Raw genomic sequence first — 20,303 nt, 5'->3', positions numbered from 1 at the left:
ATCGGCGAGCGTGCCGGCAATGCCGCCCTCGAAGAAATTGCCATGGCGCTGCGTGTTCGTGAAGACCGATTTGGATTGCACACAGGCATCGATACGCGTCTGCTCACCGCGACCAGCAAAATGGTTTCGACGTTCACCGGATTTACGGTTCAGCCGAACAAAGCGGTCGTGGGTCGCAACGCGTTCAGCCATGAGGCGGGAATTCACCAGGACGGGGTGCTGAAGCGGCGCGACACATATGAGATCATGCGAGCGGAAGACGTGGGCCAATCGATAGAGCCGATTCGGCTCGGTCGCCACTCGGGCCGCCACGGGCTTTTCAGCCGACTGGACAAGCTGGGTCTTCAGATAGGAGAGGAAGAGAGGGAAGCGGTCTACAATCGCTTTGTCGAGCTTGCCGACAGGAAGAAGGAAGTGAACGAGCAGGATCTGTATTACATCGTCGGGGCAGAAAGGACCGGACCGAATGAGGCGCACCTCGAGCTCGAGCATTTCGAGGTAGCGTCGAAATCCAACGGTGCTCCAGAAGCCGTCGTGCGTGTGCGCCACGTACGCACGGGTGAATCAAAGGAGTCGTACGCCACCGGCGACGGTCCCGTTGACGCCCTCTTCAGCGCCATCGATCATGCCGTAAGCGAGACGAGCGTTCTGGTCGCGTACAACATCCGGTCGGTATCGGAAGGAGCGGATGCCCTTGGTGAGGTGTCAGTACTGATCCGGGACGGCGAGTCGCGATTCCCCGGACGTTCGCGGGGTACAGATGTTTTGCGGGCGTCAGCAGAGGCGTACATGGATGCACTGAACCGTCTGGCCGCGTTTCGCGCCGACGAGGATTCGGTTCGTTTCGTCAATCAAAGAATTGTGATGGCTTACCGCGGAACCGTAGCGTGACATGAGCGACCTGGCATGAACATAACTGAGAAGATTATAGCCCGCCATTCAGGGCGCGACCGGGTCGTTCCGGGCGAGAATGTGTGGATCGACGTGGACGTCCTCATGACGCACGATGTGTGTGGACCTCCCGCCATTGGCATCTTCAAGCGTGAGTTCGGTGAGGAGGCGCGCGTCTGGGATCCGGATAAGCTCGTCATCATGCCCGATCACTACATTTTCACGGCCGACCCACACGCCAATCGAAACGTCGACATCCTCCGGGCTTTCGCGGCCGAGCAGGACCTACCACACTACTACGACGTGGGCACCAGTCGCTATAAAGGCGTCTGTCACATCGGATTAGCAGAGGAAGGCTTCAATCTCCCGGGCAGCGTCCTGATAGGAACGGACTCTCACTCGTGCACATCGGGAGCATTCGGACTGTTTTCTACAGGGGTCGGAAATACCGACGCCGCGCTCATCATGGGTACCGGGAAGATCTGGGTCAAGGTGCCGGAGACGATGAAGTTCGTCTTCGACGGTAACCTGCCGCCGTACCTCATGGCGAAGGACCTGATTCTGACGGTTATTGGTGACATCGGCATTGATGGTGCGACTTACCGGGCGATGGAGTTCGACGGTCAGGCCGTCTTCGACCTCTCGATGGAGGAGCGTATGACGCTCACGAACATGGCCATCGAAGCCGGAGGTAAGAACGGCGTCATTGCAGCGGACCAGACCACGGCCGACTACCTCGCTGCAAGGACCGACCGACCGTACACGCCGGTGTACTCCGACCCGGACGCGCGCTACCACTCGGTGCGGACATATGATGTGTCGAAGATGGAACCCGTGGTTGCGAAACCACATCGTCCGGACAACCGCGCAAGTGTCAGCGAAGTCGAAGGGACAAAGCTCGATCGCGCATACATCGGCAGCTGCACGGGCGGGAAACTCGAGGACTTCGTTGCAGCAGCTGGCATTCTGAAAGACGGTCGTGTCGCGATCGATACGTTCATCGTTCCGGCTACGACAGAGGTTGCTCGATTGCTGGACACTACGCTGGTTGAAGGGGTCTCCGTCCGGCAGATCTTCCGGGACGCGGGATGCAAGATCGGTGAGTCGAGTTGTGCAGCCTGTCTCGGCGGACCGATTGACACGTTCGGTCGCACTCACGCCACCGAGGTGGTCATCTCGACAACGAATCGCAATTTCCCGGGGCGGATGGGATCGAAGCAGTCGGCGGTCTACCTGGCTTCGCCGCTCACGGTTGCCGCGTCAGCGCTCTCGGGCGTGATCACCGATCCTCGAGAGGTCCTTGTTTAGCCTGTTTGGTTGCAGTCACGATAATCCAATATGAAGCAGATCATCACAGGTAAGGCGTACGTGGTTGGCGACTCCGTCGACACGGATCAGATCATTCCGGCGGAGCACCTGGTGTACAGTCTCACGGTCCCCGATGAGCGAAGGATGTACGGCAGGTATGCGCTTAGCGGCGTACCCGGGAGTGTTCAGGGACTGCCGGCGGGGCACGTGCCGTTTACGGCTGCCGATGCGTTCAAAAGCGAGTTCGGCATCCTGATAGCAGGCTCCAACTTTGGCTGTGGCTCCTCGCGTGAGCACGCACCATTTGCTCTGCGGCAAGCGGGTTGCCAGGCCGTCGTTGCCGAGAGTTATGCACGCATCTTCTATCGTAATGCTGTGGACGGCGGATTCCTTGTCCCGTTCGAAACGCGTGTGCGACTGATTGAGGTGATCGAAACCGGCCATGAACTGGAGATTGACTCGGCGGTCGGGACGCTGAAGAATCACACCACGGGTAAGCAATATCTGCTGGAGCCGCTCGGAGACGTGGCCGAGATACTGAAAGCGGGCGATGTCTTCGAGTACGCCCGGCGGGCCGGACTAATTGAGGCATGACGGGATGAAGCCATGAAGATCGAACTCTTTGATACCACGCTTCGCGATGGAACCCAGGCAGAGCACGTTTCGCTTTCGGCTGAGGACAAGATCCGGATTGCACGACGGCTGGACGAATTCGGGATCGACGTCATCGAAGGAGGGTGGCCCGGGTCGAATCCGAAGGATCAGGAGTTCTTCGAGCGCGCGAGTGACCAGCCGTGGAAGCACGCGCAAATCTGCGCATTCGGCTCGACGCGAAGGGCTTCGCACGATCCGGCAGACGATCCCAATCTTCGTGCTCTCATTGCAGCCGGAACATCAGTGGTCTCCATATTTGGCAAGAGCTGGACCTTGCATGCCGAGGTCGCGCTCGGCGTGTCGCTTGAAGAGAATCTGCAGATCATTGCCTCGTCGGTTGCCTATCTGAGGGACCAGGGCAAGCGAGTGATCTATGATGCCGAGCACTTTTTCGATGGATACAAGGCCGATCGGGCGTATGCACTCGCCACGCTGAGTGCTGCAGCCGGTGCCGGCGCGGACGTGCTCGTACTTTGCGACACGAATGGCGGGACTCTTCCGTCAGAATTGCGCCGTATCGTCGGCGATGTTTATGGCAAGGTCTCAGGTCGGCTCGGCATTCACACACACAATGACGCCGGCTGCGCGGTTGCGAACTCGCTAGCTGCCGTCGAGGCGGGCGTCACGCACGTGCAGGGAACAATCAACGGCATCGGCGAGCGATGTGGCAACGCGGATCTGTGCAGCATCATACCTGGTCTGCAGCTCAAGATGGGCTACGACTGCGTAGACCCCGAGCGTCTGAGCTCGCTGGCGGATGTCTCAGGCTTCGTTGACGATATAGCAAACCTCGACCCGGTCGGTCGTTCTCCATACGTGGGTCGCAGCGCTTTCGCGCACAAGGGGGGCGTGCATGTTTCGGCCGTAATGAAGGACCCGCGGGCCTACGAACATCTTGACCCTGACGTGGTGGGCAACCGCCGGCGCGTTCTGGTCTCCGATCTTTCGGGAAGAAGCAATGTCGTGTACAAGGCGAACGAACTGGGACTGGAGGTTGGCACCAGCGCGCAGGCGCAGCAGGCGGTTGCACGCATCAAGGAGCTCGAGAATCTGGGCTACTCGTTCGAGGCGGCCGAGGCGTCGTTCGAGTTGCTCGTCCGATCCATGAAGGGAGAGGATACACAGTTCTTTGACCTCGAACGTCTACACGTCCGGTCCGAGATGGGAGACAATCATACGCAGTGTTCAGAAGCGACTGTTGCTGTGCGTGTCGCGGGTCATCGGGAGCTGAGCGCCGCCGAGGGCGACGGTCCGGTCGATGCGATTTCGCGCGCACTCCGCAAAGCGCTGGAGCCGTTCTACCCGCAGCTCGATGGCATCCGGCTCTCGGACTACAAGGTTCGTGTTTTGAATCCGGATCGGGGCACGGCGGCATCGGTACGGGTGCTCATTGAGCACCACGACGGGGAGCGAGCGTGGAACACCGTGGGGGTGTCGGAAAACATCATTGATGCGAGCTGGCAGGCGTTGTCAGACGGCATCGCGTATGGCTTGTTGAGTCGTGAGGTAAAGCCATCCATCGCAACGGGTGATGCGATCCAGAGGGCGCGGTGGGTCTCCGGGACAATCGCGGCTGTCCCTTCCTAGATTGTCGACAATATATGTCGCCGGGTGACGCATTTTGCCTCCACGTCTTTGCGAGGCCGCGTAGCGGCCGCGGCAATCTGAGACGATGACACCATTCGCGTATCGACCCAGGTTCGCGTCGTCTATCTCCTGTTCGCAGTCGGCGGCCTTGCAGACCCGACGAGAATCCTCTTGCTTCTGCTGCTCACCGGAACGTTCATGGCTGCTGTCTTCGACCGATGCTTCATCGTGATCATGGTGCGGAAGCTGCCGTGGAATCGCCCAGTGGAGAGCGCGACCTGATTGTCCTCGGCAGCCTCCGCGCTCCCGGGTAGATACAACCAGCGAAGCTCGTCCTTCCGCCGTTCCTCAGCACCTGCCCATCACTATGACCGCCGCCGCGATCATTAGCAGCAGCGTCACATATCCTGGATCAAAGTATTTCATTGCATCGATATCTGTGAGGAGTCAATCCTTCCATCCCGTCCATCCCGGACCACGGACGACGCGACCCGGCGTGGCGCCGGTATGCTGCCCGTCGCGGACAACGGTCTCTCCATTCACAAATACATAACGTACACCGATCGCGTACTGGTGAGGCTCCTCGAATGTCGCCGTGTCCCGAATCGTCGCAGGATCGAACAGGACGAGGTCCGCGAAGTAGCCCGGCCGAAGCAGGCCGCGCCGACGCAGCGACAGATTGCTCGCCGGCAATGACGTCATTCGCCGAATCGCTTCCGGGAGCGAAATCAGGCCTTCGTCGCGGACGTACCGACCCAGGACTCGCGCAAACGTACCGTACGCTCTCGGATGAGGCTGCGAATTCAGAAAGACCCCCTCGGCAGCCAGCGCGCCGGCATCCGAGGCAATGCTTACCCACGGCTGCTGGATCTTTTTCCGCACATTGCCCTCGGTCATGGTAAAGAAGACGGCGCTCACGCGACTGCTATCCTGAACAACCAGTTGTATCGCGGTCTCCTCGGCGGGCATCCCGCGCTCGGCGGCGACATCGGCCAGCGTGCGTCCCACCAGATGCCGCAACGAGTCCTGCCTGAAGCCCGTCAGCAGAATTCCGCCGGCACCGGCCGAAACGAGTGAGTTTTCCCACTCGTCCGTCGGCGTGCGCATTTCCTCCGCAACATGGGCGCTGATCTCAGCGTCCATGAGCCGCCGCCGCCACATGCCAAAGCCGCCCTCCTGCACCCAGGGGGGCATGATGGCGTTGAGTCCGGTCGACGAGGCCGGATACGTATACATGTCCGCCGTAATGCGCAGGCCGTCCGCTCGCGCCTGTTCGATCTTTCGGAAAACGTCGTCAATCAGATGCCAGTTATCCCTCCCGGACGCCTTCAGGTGGTACACCTCAGCTGCGACATCGGCCGCTCGTGCGATGTCGATGAGTTCATCCAGCGCACCGAGGACCATGCTCCCCTCGTTTCGGATGTGCGAGATGTAGATCCCGCCATAGACGGCTGCGACCCTGGCCAGCTCGATCAGCTCTTCGGTCGACGCATAGAACGCCGGCGCGTAAATCAGCGACGAACTGACACCCACCGCGCCTTGCTCCATCGCGTCTGCAACCAGATCCTGCATCCGGGCGAGCTCGTCCGCCGTCGCCGGCCGATCGTCGTATCCGACCTCGTGGATTCTGAGAGTCGTCGCTCCCACAAAGGATGTGATGTTCGGACTCACGCCGGAACGCTCCATGTGCTCGAGATACTCGCCCAGCGTTGTCCATTCAACGTCGTACTTGATGTCACCCTGTGAGGCGACGTCATCTGCCTTCATCGGGTCGCTCCACGGACCCATGGACCAGCCCTCGCCCATCACTTCGAGCGTCACGCCCTGAAGGATGTCGCTCATGCCCCGCCCGTCCTCGATAAGCGAGCGCCCGGCCCAGCTGAGCATGTTGATGAATCCGGGAGCGACGGCGAGTCCGCGGGCGTCAATCTCCGTCGTGGCCGACGCAAAGCGGAGGTCTCCGATCGCAGCGATACTGTCTCCGCGAAGTGCCACATCGGCCACAAACCCCGGATTACCGGTTCCGTCGTACATCGTGCCACCGCGCAGAATCGTGTCAAATGATTGTGCTCTTGCATCCGCCGAAATACATACGACGATCAGGCATGCGATTGCGAAAGGGAAGAGGTGTCTATTAGTCATCGGGTTGTGGCTGAAGTTCTCTAATCCAGATGTTCCGGTAGCTCACCGGGTTGCCATGATCTTGCAGCATGAGCGGAAGGCGGGCCGAGTGCGCCTCATATTCAGGCAGGCCGCGGTATATCGTCGGGCCTTTCAACTCGGCGTGATCCTGTATAACTACCGCGTTGTGGAGTACCGTGAAAACTGCGGGCCTCTCGACGAGTCCCTTCCCGTCGAAGCGGGGCGCTCTGAATACGATGTCGTACGACTGCCATTCGCCCGGAGCACGCGAGACGTTTACGAGCGGAATGTGCTGCTTGTAGATCGCCCCCGCCTGGCCGTTGGAGTACGTGCGATTCTCGTACGAGTCGAGCACCTGGACCTCGTACAGGCCCATCAGGAAGACGCCACTGTTGCCCCGCCCCTGACCGTCTCCTTCGACCCGTTGTGGCGTTCGCCACTCGATATGTAACTGAACATCTCCGAAAGCCTGCCGCGTCTCAATGCCGCCGGCACCTGGAGCGACGGTCATTGCGCCGTCTTCTAGTCTCCACTCCGCAGGTCCGCCGGCGGACGACGCCCACATCGACAGATCCGTACCATCGAAAAGAACGGTCGCATCCGATGGGGCACTTCCGTCCTCCCCCGCGGTGACGATCGGCGGCTCCGGCTCCCAGACTTCCGTGTCTTCCGGTTTCATGTCTTCGTCCGGGCGTGCACCGGGGGTGGCCGGCGACTCCGTCGATTGCCCGACAAGAGGAGAGCATCCCGTGGATGCTACCAACATCAACACGATCATTATCGAACCGGGAAGCCGGGTGTGAGCGCCTGCGTTATTCACTTTTGCACCGTGACGATAACTCGTGTCCCGCATGTGTCTCAGAGCACCGGCAGCTTCCACGGTGCTCGATAGGACGCCTTCATCAAAGCGTTGGCTTCCGCGTCATTTCTGAACGAGGCAGTGGCAGCGTCCCAGTAGATCTTGCGGCCTGTCTTGTACGCGATGTTCCCCATGTGGGCCGCCACAGCCACCGTACTTCCGATTGCCGTGTTGCACGCCGGCTGTTCGCGGCTCTTCATGCAGTCAACAAAGTTCTGAGTATGCTCGTCCAGCCCTCCGCCTCCTCTTCGATTCTGGACCGGCATTGCTCGCATCTTGTAGACCTGCCGGCCATCTTCCCAACCGGGCTCGGGCAGCACCTCCCAACGTCCGCGATCCACCACGACAGTACCGAGGTTTCCGATGAAGGCGACGCCGTGAGTCTTCTCATACGGGCCAAGATCAATACCTGTGGCATGCTCCCAGAGCATGGAGAATCCGTCAAACTCGTAAACGGCCTGCAGCGTGTCGGGTGTTTCCGCGGCATCGTCCGGATAGGCAAACTTGCCGCCACTCGCGATCACGCTGTGCGGCGCAGTCGCCTTCATGCCATGCATGGCCATGTCGATGAGATGGACGCCCCAGTCGGTCATAAGGCCACCCGCGTAATCCCAGAACCAGCGGAAATCAAAATGAAATCTGTTCGGATTGAACGGCCGGCTGGGAGCGGGACCCAGCCACATGTCATAGTCGACGCCGGCAGGAACCGGACCATCCGGCTTGACAGGAATCGACTTCATCCAACCCTGATAGGCCCACGCTTTCACGAGTCGCACTTTCCCGATCTGGCCCGACTGCACAAAATCGATGGCGTCCTGCCAGTGCTGGCCGCTGCGCTGCCACTGGCCCACTTGCACGACGCGGTTGTACTTCTGTGCCGCACGTACCATCAGATGGCATTCCTCGATCGAGTTTGCCAGCGGCTTTTCGACGTACACGTCCTTGCCGGCCTCGCACGCCATGGCCATCATCAGGCAGTGCCAGTGATCCGGCGTCGCGACGATCACCGCATCGATGTCGGGATTCTCCAGGACGGCGCGGAAGTCACCGTACAACTCGGGCGCCATGCCCGTCATCTTCTCGACCTCGGAAGCTCGATCGTCAAGCACGTTGCGATCGACGTCGCATAGCGCCCTGCACTCGATTTCCGGAATTCGCAGGAACGACTGGAGATTCGAGAACCCCATACCCTTGCAACCGATCACGCCAAGGCCGATTCGATCACTTGCAGACGGACGGCCAGGTGCGGATGCGACGACACGTGGAGCGATTGAAAGTCCCGCGACGGCCGCTCCGGCCTTTGTGAGAAAGGTTCGTCTGGAAGTACTCATGGCCTCGGCTGCTCTGGTGAATGATGCGTTTGGAAATCCGCACGTTCCGGTGTCATAGACGATAGTGCAGACCAACACCGATGGCAAGCAAAGAAAGCCTTCGGTCGTTGTACGCATGGACCTTACATTCAGGTGTCGGTAACGAAGAGGCATGCGTGACGTGAAACAAGCTGTTCTGCCATCGCTGTTAATCTCACTGATCCTGGTCGGAGGCTGTTCGTCCGGAACGGCGATTGTCGGCGAATCATCCTCGGCCACCGGCCGAAAAGCCTACGGCAAGGTCATCACGAAGGAGGCCGTCACGGATAAAGGCCTCTTCGCGGTCCATCGTGTGGGCGAAGATCTCTTCTTTGAGATTCCAGACTCTCTCGTTGAAAGGGATCTGCTCCTGGTAAGCCGCATCGCGCAGGCTCCGGCCAACCTGGGCGCGTTCATCGTCGGCGGGTCCAAGGTGGGCGAGCAAGTGGTCCGCTGGCAGCGAATCGGGGATCGCATGCTGTTGCGAAAGAGATCCTACGCGAGTGTGGCGGCGGATTCACTGCCCATCGCGCGATCCGTCGAGGTCTCTACCTTTGAACCGATCTTGATGGCCTTCAGCGTCGAGACGACTCATCCGGAGACCGGGTCTCTGGTTGTCAAAGTCAACGATCTCTTCGAGACGGATGTACCGGCGATCAGCGGGCTGTCGCAGGCGAGGCGGACCCGCTTCAAGGTCAGCACTCTCGACAGCGACCGAACGTTTGTCGATTCGGTCTCCAGCTTTCCGCTCAATGTGAACGTTCGCCACACCCTGACCTTTGCGGCCAAGGAGCCTCCGTCCGACACGAATGCAGGCACCATCTCGATGCAGATGTTCCAGTCAATGGTTCTGTTGCCCACCGTGACGATGCGGCCAAGAACAGCGGATCCGCGCGTCGGCTATCTGACCGTCCAACAGGTCGACTACGGATCGGACGAGCTGGCGGCGGACACGCGGCGGTACATACAGCGGTGGCCACTCGTACCGACGGATCCGGAGGCGTACGCCCGCGGCGAGATCGTCGAGCCCGTGAAACCCATCACATTCTACGTCGACCCGGCCACGCCCGATCGGTGGCGGCCATTCGTTCGCGCCGGGATCGAGGACTGGCAGACCGCATTCGAGTCCGCCGGATTCAGGAACGCCATCGTCGCAAGAGATCCGTCGTCCATTGCCGACTTCGACGCAGAGGACGTGCGCTTCTCCACGGTTCGTTACGCGGCCAGTACGACGAGAAATGCGATCGGGCCGCGTGTGGTGGACCCACGGTCCGGAGAAATCATCGAGAGCGACATCATCTGGTTTCATAACCACCTTCGATCGTACCGCAACCGACTGATGGTAGAGACCGGTGCAGCGAACCCCGGTGCTCGCTCCCTTACGCAGCCGGATGAACTGATAGGCGAAACCCTTCGACAGGTGATCGCGCACGAGGTGGGGCATGCACTTGGATTCCCGCACAACATGACAGCCAGTTCGTCATTTCCTGTCGATTCCCTGCGCTCGCCGACGTTCACAAGCCGTTACGGCGTGGCCCCGAGCATCATGGACTACGCCCGCCAGAACTACATCGCGCAACCGGGTGACAACGTTACGCGGTTTGTTCGGAAGATCGGGCCGTACGATCACTACGCGGTCGAGTGGGGCTACCGGTTGCTGCCGGGTCTGGATTCCGAGGCAGAGGAGGCCGTGCTGAAGGAGTGGATCCGAGCGAGAGCCGGGGATCCGATGTACCGCTTCGCGCCCTCTCAGGGATCGGATCCCGTGGATCCGCGGACCCAGACGGAGGATATCGGAGATGACCCCGTTGCGGCAGGCACATACGCGGTGGCAAATCTCAAGCGGGTCGTCGCTCGCCTGATCAGCTGGACCGCACGGCCGGGAAGGGGATACGACGATCTGGCCGAGTTGTATTCGGAATTGCTGTCGGCATGGAGTCGATACATGCGGCATGTGCAGGCGGCGGTCGGGGGCGTGTACATGACGACGAAGACGGCCGATCAACCCGGTCCGGTCTTCGAAGTGGTCCCCCGTGCGAAGCAGCAGGCGGCTGTTCGTTTTCTGATTGAGAATGTGTTTCGGACGCCGACGTGGCTGCAGGATCGACAGATACTCAGTCGGATCGATGATGACGGTACAGTTGTTCGTATCAGCCAGCTTCAGGTCAGTCTTCTGAACAGCCTGCTCGCCGAAGGAAGACTCGGTCGTCTCGCGGAGGCGGAAATCCTGGATTCGCGGCGCGCCTACCCGCTGGACGAGTTTATGGTCGAGGTACGCCGCGGTGTCTGGTCCGAGCTCGAAGCTAGACGACCGGCGATTGACGGATATCGTCGCCGACTGCAGAGGGCGTACATCGAAAGGCTGGGCGTGTTCGTTCGTGCCGGTTCGGAAGGCGAGAAGGATGTCGACAGAGCGGAGAATGTGTTGCTGGCCAGATCTGATATTCCGGCGGTTGCTCGGGCGCAGCTCGTCGCCATCGAGCGCGAGGTGGAGCGGGCCGCGGGCCGCGCCGAAGACGATATGACGCGGCTTCATCTGGACGATGTCCGTGTTCGGCTGGCCGATCTACTTTCGCGAGACTGACGACGGGTCGCGCACATCGATCTCGACCTGAGTCGCCATCAGATTCATGACGACAGAGTTTTCACAAAACGCCGCCGGCGGTCATGCACCGAAAAAGCGCTTCCGGCTGTTAGGTAACGCACATGCGGCGGCGTTTTTGGTAGCGAGACTTGATCCGGACGGCACGTCACCGTATCTATTTAGCCATGCAGGCACCGCATAGTCATACTTCCAGGGTGATTCGACGCTCGCTGCGGCGACGTCGACGATCTTTTTTGTCCGACCGGATGGACATCGTGTACCTGGAAGGTTCGTAGCGGCCCCAAACCCTGATTCGAACTATCTGAGGCGCTGATCCATCCGGTCAGTGCCTTTTTCTTTCTAGTCCAAATTCTCATGTCTCTCATTCTGGCATTCAGCGGTGGACTCGACACCTCGTTTTGTGTCCCGTTTCTCAAGGAATCCCTTGGCGAAGATGTGATAACGGTCACGGTCAACACAGGCGGCGTAACAGCCGAAGATGAAGGCGTGCTACGCGAGCGGTCGGCTGAGCTCGGCGCGTCGCATCACGAAACGCTCGATGGCCGCGCCGACCTTTTTCGCGATCATCTGAGTTACCTGATCAAGGGCAACGTTCTCCGGGGAAGTGTCTATCCGCTTTGCGTGGGTCCGGAGAGAGTCGTACAGGCCCGTCACGTTGTTGCCTGTGCACGGCAGGTTGGAGCGACCCGTATTGCGCACGGTTCAACGGGTGCCGGAAACGATCAGGTGCGTTTCGATGTGGCTGTTCGCATCCTCGCTGACGGCCTCGAAGTGCTGGCGCCCATCCGGGATCACGGACTCAGTCGGGAGGAGACGACGGCCTACCTGTTGGAGCGCGGGTTCGATGTTCCGACGAAGACGACCGCCTATTCGATCAATGAAGGATTGTGGGGGACGACCATCGGCGGAGGCGAGACGCTTACAACTGAAATACCATTGCCGGATGACGCGTATCCGGGAACCGTGTCTCCGGCGGACGCGCCCGACGATGGACACACACTGATGATTTCTTTCGATCAGGGAATCCCGATCGCAATGAATGGGGCAGCGATGGACGCTGTTGCTCTTATCGAGAAGCTGAACGAGATCGGCGGCCGTCACGGAGTGGGGCGGGACATCCACGTGGGCGACACGATTCTCGGCATCAAGGGCCGAGTCGGATTCGAAGCGCCGGCTGCTGCCGTTCTGATCCCGGCACATCGGGAGCTGGAGAAGATCGTGCTCACAAAATGGCAGCGTTACCAGAAGGATCAACTGGCCGACTTCTACGGAATGATGCTTCACGAGGCCCAGTACTTCGATCCAGTGATGCGAGACATCGAGGCACTCATCGATTCGTCGCAGTCGGTCGTATCAGGCGACGTGACCCTCAGGCTTCGGCAGGGGCGGGTGAACATCGAGGGATGCAAGAGTCCATACTCTCTGTTTGATCGATCGATTGCCACCTACGGCGAGACGAACGCGCTGTGGGATGGCCGGGATGCTGAAGGATTCAGTCGTATCGTCGGAGTTCAGGCGTATCTGGCGTCGAGAGTTCGTGCATCGGCCGCCGACGGCGCTTCCACCCGTTAGTCAACACAAAGATTATCCGACGATGTTAGAAAACGTCTTTGAGCAGAAGGTGGATCACATAGCGTCGAGCACTCGTCGGTGTGGCCTCACGAACGTCGCGCACTGCTCACCATATATCGTATCGGCCGAGGGCTATTGTGTTGCTGTACGCGCGCTTGATCACAAAGAGGTCTACAATCAGCTCGAATGCGTTGATGGCACGTTCGAGACCATCTCGAAAGGTGATGTTCTGATCGGTGTGCTCGGCGAGCGACAGGCACTCAAAGGGTATAGCGGCCGCCTCCCGTACCGGATTCGCGTTGGCGACGTACTCAACGTGCTGAACATGGGTGGAATCATCGGCGAGTGCACGTCAGATCACCCGGACCTCGGGCCGGCACTTCACGTCGAGGTGCTCGGAGCGGCACTCGTGGAGCACGACGGCAAAAAGCATCATGCTCGCATCCAGGACTATTCGCTGCCGCCGGTGTACTCTCTGAATCACTCCGCTCCCATCGTGCTGGTGAGTGGAACGTCCATGAACACGGGCAAGACACTTGCCGCGTGCGAAATCGTCAGCGGCCTGACGGCGAGAGGGTTCCGGGTGGCGGCGGGCAAGGCGACCGGCGCGGCGCTCCAGCGAGACGTTCGTAACATGTCTGAGCGAGGAGCCGTGGGCGTCGCATCGTTCTCTGACCTTGGAGTCGTCGCCTCGACGAACAAGCAGATGGCGCCGTTCGCGAAAGGACTCATCAAGTACTTGAACGACGAATTCAAGCCGGATGTGATAGTGCTCGAACTGGGCGATGGCTTCATCGGATATTACGGGGTCGATGAACTGCTGCTGGACAAGGAACTGCAGAAGCACGTGCACGCGAATATTGTCGCTGCAACGGATCTGGCGGGCGTATGGTCGGCGGATCAGCAGTTTCGCCTGCGATATGACGCCAAACTGCACATTGTCACGGGCCCGGTCACGGACAACGCCGTCGGCAAGCAGTACATCGAACAGGTTCTCGGGATCACAGCGATCAATGCGATGCAGAATGCGACCGCATTGAACGATCGACTGGCCGAGATCTTCGGCGAGAGTCCGGATCGTCCGGGGATGGCCGGCACCCGCGGTGAGGAAGTGGCCAATTAGTGTCGCACATTGAATTGGAATCGATGAATACGAAAGTCGGCATATTGCACGGAGCGGGGTACACGGGCGGCGAGTTGATCCGGCTGCTGCTCAGCCATCCGGACGTCACGCTGTCGATTGTCACCAGTCGTGCGTTTGCGGGCAAACCGCTCTGGGCTTCGCACCCGGCCGTTCGCGGAACGACAGACCTCTTGTTCACTTCACCCGAGGACGCCGATCTCTCCGGAGTCGACGTCGTGTTTGCGGCCGCGGAACACGGGCAGGGTATGAGCGCCGTCGCTGCGCTGCTGGCAAGCGGTTTTGAAGGGCGGATCATCGACTTGAGCGCCGATTTCCGGTTTCAGGATGCAACCATGTATCCAAAGTTGTTCAACTTCGAGCACACCGAGACCACTTTGTTAGAGCAGTTCGTTTACGGACTTCCGGAAGTCGCGGGCCCGTACCCGACCGGGACCAGGTTCATCGCCAATCCGGGATGTTTTGCGACTGCGATCACGCTCGCTCTGTGGCCGTTGACCACTAATCTCAAGTCTGTCGAGGTGCGCGTGACGGCCCTGACCGGCGCTTCGGGTTCAGGTGCACAGCCCAAACCTACGACCCACTTTCCGACCCGGGACGGCAACGTGCGTGCCTACAAGGTGTTCGCACACCAGCACCAGCCGGAGATCGAGCAGACGCTTGGCCCCAACGTCGATCTGTCGTTTGTCCCGGTGTCCGGTCCCTGGACTCGCGGTATCTGGGGAACGGCTCAGGTTATGCTTCCGGATCCCGATACCGAGGCGGCGGTTCCCGCCTGGTTCGATTCCGCGTATGGAAATCGCGAGCTTGTGAGATTGTGGCCGGGTCAACTTCCGGAGCTGCGCTACAGCGTCAACACGCCATTCTGCGACATCGGCTGGATCGTGAACGGTCGTCGACTTGTTGTAGGTTTTGCGATCGACAACCTCTTGAAAGGCGCGGCATCTCAGGCTGTCCAGAACATGAATCTGATCATGGGCATTCCAGAGACCCGGGGTCTTCTCGCTGCCGGCGGCGTCACCGTTCCATCATCCTGATTACGGTTGATCCCCGCATGAAGACGTCGCAGATCATACAGCTCGAGGACGCGGTTCAGATGCCCACGTACTCGAAGTATCCGCTTGCCGCCGTTCGTGGCGAAGGCTGCTACATCTGGGATGCGGACGGCAACCGGTACATCGATTTCTACGGTGGCCACTGCGTCACACCGCTCGGGCACTGCCCGGAGTCCGTCGTGCAGGCGGTTTCGGAGCAGGTGCGCCAGCTCATTTTCTACTCGAACGTCGTGTACAGTCCGGTGCGCGCGCGGGCTGCAGACCTGATGCGAAAGGTGAGTCCTCCGGGCGTCGATCGGGTGTTCTTCTGCAATTCCGGGACGGAGGCCAACGAGACGGCCCTCAAATTGGCGCGCACGTTTACGGGTCGCCGCGGCGTGATTTCGTTCCAGGGCGCCTTTCACGGGCGAACCCTGGGTTCGCTCGCCACCACCTGGAATCCTAAATACAGAGAACCGTACGCGGGTGTGTTGCCACCGACTCATTTTGTGCCTCTCAACGATATCGACCTGGTGCGCGGCCTGGTCGAGCGTGCCGGGGACATCGCCGCGGTGATCGTCGAACCGATACAGAGCATGGCAGGTGTCATCGAGGCGACGTCCGAGTTCCTGGGCGAAGTGCGCACACTCTGCAGCACTTTTGGCGTGGCACTCATCTTCGATGAGATTCAGACCGGCGTCGGACGCACGGGTACGTTCTCGATCTCCGAGCAGTTCGGTGTTGAACCTGATCTGATTACGATGGCGAAGAGCCTGGCATCAGGGATTCCGGTCGGAGCAGTTCTTGCCAGCAGTGCGATAGCGGATACGGTAAAGCCGGGTGATCAGGGTACCACGTTTGGCGGTGGAATGATTGCCATGGCCGCGCTGGAAGCGACCGTCGGAACTATCGTGCGCGAGGGACTGATGGGTCGGGCGCGCACGGTGTTCGATCGGATCAAAGAAGAGCTGTCTCCGCATGTCAGATCGGTTCGCGGACGAGGTTGCCTCATCGGCGTGGAACTTGGCGTGCCGGCTTCGGATGTTGTTCGCGCCTTGCGCGGAAGCGGCGTGCTTGTCGGCGGTTCGGGTGACGAGTACACGATTCGCTTGATGCCTCCGCTCAACACGCCGGTGGACGTACTGGAGGAGTTCTTTACCATCTTCAGGAAAGTGATTGCTGGGATAGAGGAAACGAGACAAGCATGAGCAAGGACCTGTTGGGCTGGCATCTGTTGCCGCGGGAAGACTGGGATCGTGCGCTGAGTGCGGCACTGGATCACAAGAGGATGGGACGTGTGACCTCCACGGTCGCGAGCGGCCGGGGCATCTGTCTGATGTTTTTCAACTCTTCACTCCGGACAAGAACATCGATGGAGGTGGCGGCGGCGCAACTTGGCGCGCACGTCTCCACGGTCACCCCGGGCAGCGGTGTGTGGGGTCTGTCGTTCGAGGACGGCGCCGTGATGGATGGGGCTGAGGCCGAGCACGTCCGCGAGGCGGCGGGTGTACTTTCGCGCTACTACGATGCAATCGGTGTGCGGCTGTTCGCTTCGCTGTCGAACCTCGAACAGGACAGGTCGGACCGGCTAATTGAACGGTTTGCGGCGGGCGCTGACGTCCCGGTTGTGAACCTCGAATCCGCGTTCTGGCATCCGTGTCAGGAGCTTGCAGACGCGGCGACAATCTCGTCGCATTTCGAAGGTCATACCGCTGGAAAGAAGCTTGTGCTTGCGTGGAGCTACCACCCGAAAGCCCTGCCGATGGCCGTCCCGAACTCTGCCGTGATGATGGCGGCCCGGTTGGGCATGCACATCACGATAGCCCGACCCGAGGGGTATGCGCTGGATCCCTCCGTCATGAGTATGGCCGGTGACGCAGCGGCCTCGAGCGGCGGTTCTCTCCAGGAGTCGACGGATCGTCTGGCAGCCTTCGAGGGCGCCGATGTGGTCTATGCGAAGGGGTGGGCCGGCTCCGGTGTGTATGTGAACGCTGACGTCGAGGCGGAGCGACGCCGGGGACTGACCGAGTGGCGAACCACTGCCGATGCGATGCGCCGGACGAATCGCGCTGCATTCATGCATTGTCTTCCGGTCCGCCGCAACGTCGTCGTAGATGACGCGGTCCTCGACGGCCACGACGCGATTCATTTGCTCCAGGCCGAGTTTCGGTTGCACGCGCAGAAGGCCATTCTGGAAATGATCTGGGATCTGGATCACAATGCACGGTAGTGATATGTCGAGTGGCGACGAATCTCACGGTGATGGCGTGGTTGTCATCAAAATCGGCGGAGCGATCCTCAGTCAGCCGCTCGACACGTTCTGGGACGGCGTTGCCGAGATGATGCGCACGCGTCGCGTGATTATTGTCCACGGCGGCGGTCCAGAGGCTACGCGTGTTGCACGCATGATCGGCCACGAACCCCGCATCGTACGGGGGCGGCGCGTGACGACTGAGATCGATCTCGAAATCATGCAATGGGTGACGCGTGGATCGCTCAATACGCGACTTGTCGGTCAGGCGATTGCTCACGGACTGCGACCCGTCGGGCTCTGCGGCGCAGATGCCGGAATGGTGGTCGTCGAACGGAGGCCGCCGTGGGTGATCGACGGTCACGAAATCGACTTCGGGCTCGTCGGTGATATCGTCGAGGTACAACCCGGCCTGTTGCTCAAACTGCTGGACGACGCCTATCTCCCCATCCTGGCGCCCATCTGCGTGGACAATCTGGGACGACTTTACAATGTCAACGCCGACACCGTCGCCAGCGCAATCGCAGAGCACACGAATGCACGATCGCTCTTGATGGTTACCGAGACGGGCGGGCTTCGACGACACGCCGACGATCCGGCTTCTATTCTCGGCGCGTGCGACCGCTCGGTGTACGCATCCGGGCTTGCCGACGGATGGATCTCGGGCGGGATGCAAGTGAAACTGCATGTCGCACTCGAAGCGCTCAAGGTCGGCATACCGGAGGTGTGGATCGTTGCACCGGACGACCTTCTGACCCGTGCAACCGCCACGCGCATCGTGGACCCGCAATGACAGACTCGTCACCACAACATCAGGCACTGCGGCTGCTCATCGACCTTATTCGATTTCCTTCGTTGAGCCATCAGGAGGGACCGATTGCAGATTTTCTGGAAGACTATATCGCGGAGCGCGGACTCGCGGTGCGGCGACATCGCGACAATCTGTACTTCGCTCTTGGTGAGGGGTCTGATCGACTGCTGCTCAACTCCCATCTGGATGTGGTCCCGCCGTCCGCCGATCATCCGTTCGAGCCCTTCGAACCGACGCTCGCTGACGGATACCTGTTCGGCCGCGGTGCGGTTGACGCAAAGGCGAGCGTGGCCTCGATGGTCGTCGCGGTCCTGGAGCTGGCTGAAAATGGTTGGTCTCCGGAAAATGGGCAGGTGCTCGTGGCCCTGACCACGTGCGAAGAGATGGGAAAAGGCTACAACGGGCTTGAGGACCTTCTTCCACATTTGCCGGCGCTTCGTGCCGCACTGGTCGGCGAGCCGACGGATCTCCGCCCGTGTACATCGCAGAAAGGCTTGCTCATTCTTAACGTACGCGCGACCGGGCACGCTGCACACGCTGCACGGGCTTCCCTTGGCGAGAATGCGATCGTGAAGGCCGCCGACGATATTCGTCGACTTGTCGAGATTCGCCTGGACCGCGACGACCCGCTGCTGGGTCCCGTGACCGTGACTCCGACCATCGTTTCCGGAGGGACAGCAAAGAACACGGTTCCGGAAGAGTGCACGTTCACCGTCGACATCCGGTCGACCCCCGCTTACTCTCACGACGAGCTCGTGGCGATCGTGCGCGATGCCCTGGAATCCGATGTGCAAATACACAGCGACAGGTTGGTGCCGGTTCGGACGTCGCTTGAAGAGCGAATCGTGCGGGCGGCCGTCGCGGCGACGGGGGAGGAGCCCTTCGGTTCGCCGACCATGTCCGACTGGATCTTTCTTTCAGGAACGCCGACGGTGAAGATTGGCCCGGGGTCGAGCGATCTGTCGCACACGTCAAACGAGCGGATCTCGATGGATGAGGTCACTCGAGCTGTGGGAGTCTACAAGGATGTTATCATCCGCTACTTTTCACTGGAGGACGGCGAACCCGTTCGTAACTGATCGTATGGCCAAGAAGAAGAAACCTGTCTGGTTCAAAGGTCGGATGGCCGCCGACTGGGTGACGCGGTTCACCGTGGGCGACGACTATCTCTGGGATACGTTGTTGCTCCCGTTCGATGCTGTGGCAACTGCGGCCCATGCCGAGGGACTTGTAGATGCCGGAGTGCTGGACCTTGACGAGTTGCGCGCCGTGAAGGCAGCACTCGGCCGCATCAAGCGCAAGGCCGAAGCAGGCGAAGTGGGCGTCACTCCGGAGGATGAAGATTGCCACACGGTTATCGAACGGTATCTCACCGCAGAGCTGGGCGAGATTGGCGAGAAGATCCACACCGGCCGGTCACGCAACGATCAGGTGCTCGCGGCACTGAGGCTGTTTCTGCGAGATCGTCTGATAACAATCGCACGTGCGACCAGTGAGATCGTGGAGATGCTGTGTGGCGTCGCGGAGGAGTACGACGATGCGCTGATGCCCGGCTACACTCATATGCAGCTCGCGATGCCAACCACTGCAGGGCTGTGGGCGGCGGGCTACGCGGAACTCCTCGTGACCGATATCCGGGCAGTTCGGGCGGCTCATGATCAGATCAACACATCGCCCCTCGGGAGTGCCGCCGGCTACGGAGTCCCCCATCTGAAGCTACTGAGGAAAAAAGTAGCTAAAACGTTGGGATTCAAGGAAGTGCAGTCGAACGTAACAGCTGTGCAGCTCTCCCGTGGCAAACTGGAACTCCACGTGGCACATGCGTGCGTTCAGATTGGGGCGACGTTGAATCGGATGGCGTCCGATCTCGTCCTATTTAACACCAGCGAGTTTGGGTTTGTAAGACTGCCCGAAGAGTACACCACGGGGAGCAGCATCATGCCGCAGAAACGGAACCCCGACGTGCTCGAATTGGCCCGCGCCGTCTACCACAGGTTGACGGCCGAGATGCACGTCCTCGCAAGTGTGCCCGCCAATCTTCCGTCGGGTTATCATCGCGATCTGCAGTTGACCAAGGCGGCTGTGATGCAATCCGTTCT

Annotated in this window: 16 protein-coding genes; 13 read left to right on the top strand and 3 right to left on the bottom strand. The window is 60.2% G+C overall.

All coding sequences use genetic code 11. The annotated features are described in order from the left end of the window. The 4 genes from HKN37_18075 to HKN37_18060 all read left to right on the top strand — a co-directional run. On the top strand, positions 1-891 hold an 891-nt coding region (locus tag HKN37_18075; protein NNE48564.1), incomplete at its 5' end, for a 2-isopropylmalate synthase. A gap of 15 nt (positions 892-906) precedes the next feature. Then, positions 907-2,199, top strand: coding sequence for a 3-isopropylmalate dehydratase large subunit (locus HKN37_18070; GenBank protein ID NNE48563.1), 1,293 nt, complete (start codon positions 907-909; stop codon positions 2,197-2,199). A gap of 30 nt (positions 2,200-2,229) precedes the next feature. After that, positions 2,230-2,793 carry a 3-isopropylmalate dehydratase gene (locus tag HKN37_18065; GenBank protein NNE48562.1) on the top strand — a complete coding sequence of 188 codons (564 nt, stop codon included), beginning with the start codon at positions 2,230-2,232 and terminating at the stop codon, positions 2,791-2,793. A gap of 12 nt (positions 2,794-2,805) precedes the next feature. Continuing rightward, a complete protein-coding gene (locus HKN37_18060; GenBank protein ID NNE48561.1) occupies positions 2,806-4,440 on the top strand; it encodes a citramalate synthase in 1,635 nt (544 codons plus the stop codon). Between the two features lie 447 nt (positions 4,441-4,887). Here the strand turns inward: HKN37_18060 and HKN37_18055 are convergent, their stop codons facing one another. The 3 genes from HKN37_18055 to HKN37_18045 all read right to left on the bottom strand — a co-directional run bounded on the left by HKN37_18055 (position 4,888) and on the right by HKN37_18045 (position 8,772). Next, on the bottom strand, positions 4,888-6,582 hold the full coding sequence (locus HKN37_18055) for a D-aminoacylase (protein ID NNE48560.1): 1,695 nt from the start codon (positions 6,580-6,582) through the stop codon (positions 4,888-4,890). Then, positions 6,575-7,348 (bottom strand): DUF1080 domain-containing protein, encoded by a 774-nt coding sequence (locus tag HKN37_18050; protein ID NNE48559.1) that lies wholly within the window; start codon positions 7,346-7,348, stop codon positions 6,575-6,577. Before HKN37_18050 ends, HKN37_18055 begins: the two co-directional genes overlap by 8 nt. A gap of 92 nt (positions 7,349-7,440) precedes the next feature. Then, complete coding sequence (locus tag HKN37_18045) at positions 7,441-8,772, bottom strand: Gfo/Idh/MocA family oxidoreductase (GenBank protein ID NNE48558.1); 1,332 nt, start codon at positions 8,770-8,772, stop codon at positions 7,441-7,443. A gap of 160 nt (positions 8,773-8,932) precedes the next feature. Between HKN37_18045 and HKN37_18040 the strand changes: the two genes are divergently transcribed. The 9 genes from HKN37_18040 to HKN37_18000 all read left to right on the top strand — a co-directional run. Beyond that, the gene (locus HKN37_18040; GenBank protein NNE48557.1) at positions 8,933-11,374 is read left to right on the top strand and encodes a zinc-dependent metalloprotease; all 2,442 of its coding nucleotides are present in this window, start codon (positions 8,933-8,935) and stop codon (positions 11,372-11,374) included. Between the two features lie 375 nt (positions 11,375-11,749). Continuing rightward, positions 11,750-12,967 carry an argininosuccinate synthase gene (locus HKN37_18035; GenBank protein ID NNE48556.1) on the top strand — a complete coding sequence of 406 codons (1,218 nt, stop codon included), beginning with the start codon at positions 11,750-11,752 and terminating at the stop codon, positions 12,965-12,967. Between the two features lie 22 nt (positions 12,968-12,989). After that, positions 12,990-14,090: a DUF1611 domain-containing protein gene (locus HKN37_18030; GenBank protein ID NNE48555.1), complete on the top strand. Its 1,101-nt coding sequence runs from the start codon at positions 12,990-12,992 to the stop codon at positions 14,088-14,090. 23 nt (positions 14,091-14,113) lie between these two features. After that, on the top strand, positions 14,114-15,145 hold the full coding sequence (gene argC / locus HKN37_18025) for an N-acetyl-gamma-glutamyl-phosphate reductase (GenBank protein NNE48554.1): 1,032 nt from the start codon (positions 14,114-14,116) through the stop codon (positions 15,143-15,145). A gap of 17 nt (positions 15,146-15,162) precedes the next feature. Further along, the gene (locus tag HKN37_18020; protein ID NNE48553.1) at positions 15,163-16,350 is read left to right on the top strand and encodes an aspartate aminotransferase family protein; all 1,188 of its coding nucleotides are present in this window, start codon (positions 15,163-15,165) and stop codon (positions 16,348-16,350) included. Continuing rightward, on the top strand, positions 16,347-17,372 hold the full coding sequence (locus HKN37_18015) for an N-acetylornithine carbamoyltransferase (GenBank protein NNE48552.1): 1,026 nt from the start codon (positions 16,347-16,349) through the stop codon (positions 17,370-17,372). Before HKN37_18020 ends, HKN37_18015 begins: the two co-directional genes overlap by 4 nt. A 4-nt stretch (positions 17,373-17,376) precedes the next feature. Next, complete coding sequence (gene argB, locus HKN37_18010) at positions 17,377-18,186, top strand: acetylglutamate kinase (GenBank protein ID NNE48551.1); 810 nt, start codon at positions 17,377-17,379, stop codon at positions 18,184-18,186. Further along, a complete protein-coding gene (locus HKN37_18005; GenBank protein ID NNE48550.1) occupies positions 18,183-19,283 on the top strand; it encodes a M20/M25/M40 family metallo-hydrolase in 1,101 nt (366 codons plus the stop codon). The genes argB and HKN37_18005 overlap by 4 nt, the downstream gene beginning before the upstream one ends. A gap of 43 nt (positions 19,284-19,326) precedes the next feature. Further along, the coding region (locus tag HKN37_18000) for an argininosuccinate lyase (GenBank protein NNE48549.1) at positions 19,327-20,303 on the top strand (977 nt) is incomplete at its 3' end.

The organism is Rhodothermales bacterium (assembly GCA_013002345.1).
Taxonomy (GTDB): Bacteria; Bacteroidota; Rhodothermia; order Rhodothermales; family JABDKH01; genus JABDKH01.
The sequence above is the reverse complement of the archived record's forward strand: the minus strand, read 5'-3'. Positions and strand labels throughout refer to the sequence as shown.

Excerpts from the sequence above, each read along its gene's own strand:
- HKN37_18005 (NNE48550.1), top strand. The coding sequence starts at position 18,183 with ATGACAGACTCGTCACCACAACATCAGGCACTGCGGCTGCTCATCGAC.
- HKN37_18070 (NNE48563.1), top strand. The coding sequence starts at position 907 with ATGAACATAACTGAGAAGATTATAGCCCGCCATTCAGGGCGCGACCGG.
- HKN37_18020 (NNE48553.1), top strand. The coding sequence starts at position 15,163 with ATGAAGACGTCGCAGATCATACAGCTCGAGGACGCGGTTCAGATGCCC.
- HKN37_18055 (NNE48560.1), bottom strand. The coding sequence starts at position 6,582 with ATGACTAATAGACACCTCTTCCCTTTCGCAATCGCATGCCTGATCGTC.
- HKN37_18015 (NNE48552.1), top strand. The coding sequence starts at position 16,347 with ATGAGCAAGGACCTGTTGGGCTGGCATCTGTTGCCGCGGGAAGACTGG.
- argB (NNE48551.1), top strand. The coding sequence starts at position 17,377 with ATGTCGAGTGGCGACGAATCTCACGGTGATGGCGTGGTTGTCATCAAA.
- HKN37_18045 (NNE48558.1), bottom strand. The coding sequence starts at position 8,772 with ATGAGTACTTCCAGACGAACCTTTCTCACAAAGGCCGGAGCGGCCGTC.
- HKN37_18050 (NNE48559.1), bottom strand. The coding sequence starts at position 7,348 with ATGTTGGTAGCATCCACGGGATGCTCTCCTCTTGTCGGGCAATCGACG.
- argC (NNE48554.1), top strand. The coding sequence starts at position 14,114 with ATGAATACGAAAGTCGGCATATTGCACGGAGCGGGGTACACGGGCGGC.
- HKN37_18065 (NNE48562.1), top strand. The coding sequence starts at position 2,230 with ATGAAGCAGATCATCACAGGTAAGGCGTACGTGGTTGGCGACTCCGTC.
- HKN37_18035 (NNE48556.1), top strand. The coding sequence starts at position 11,750 with ATGTCTCTCATTCTGGCATTCAGCGGTGGACTCGACACCTCGTTTTGT.
- HKN37_18030 (NNE48555.1), top strand. The coding sequence starts at position 12,990 with ATGTTAGAAAACGTCTTTGAGCAGAAGGTGGATCACATAGCGTCGAGC.
- HKN37_18060 (NNE48561.1), top strand. The coding sequence starts at position 2,806 with ATGAAGATCGAACTCTTTGATACCACGCTTCGCGATGGAACCCAGGCA.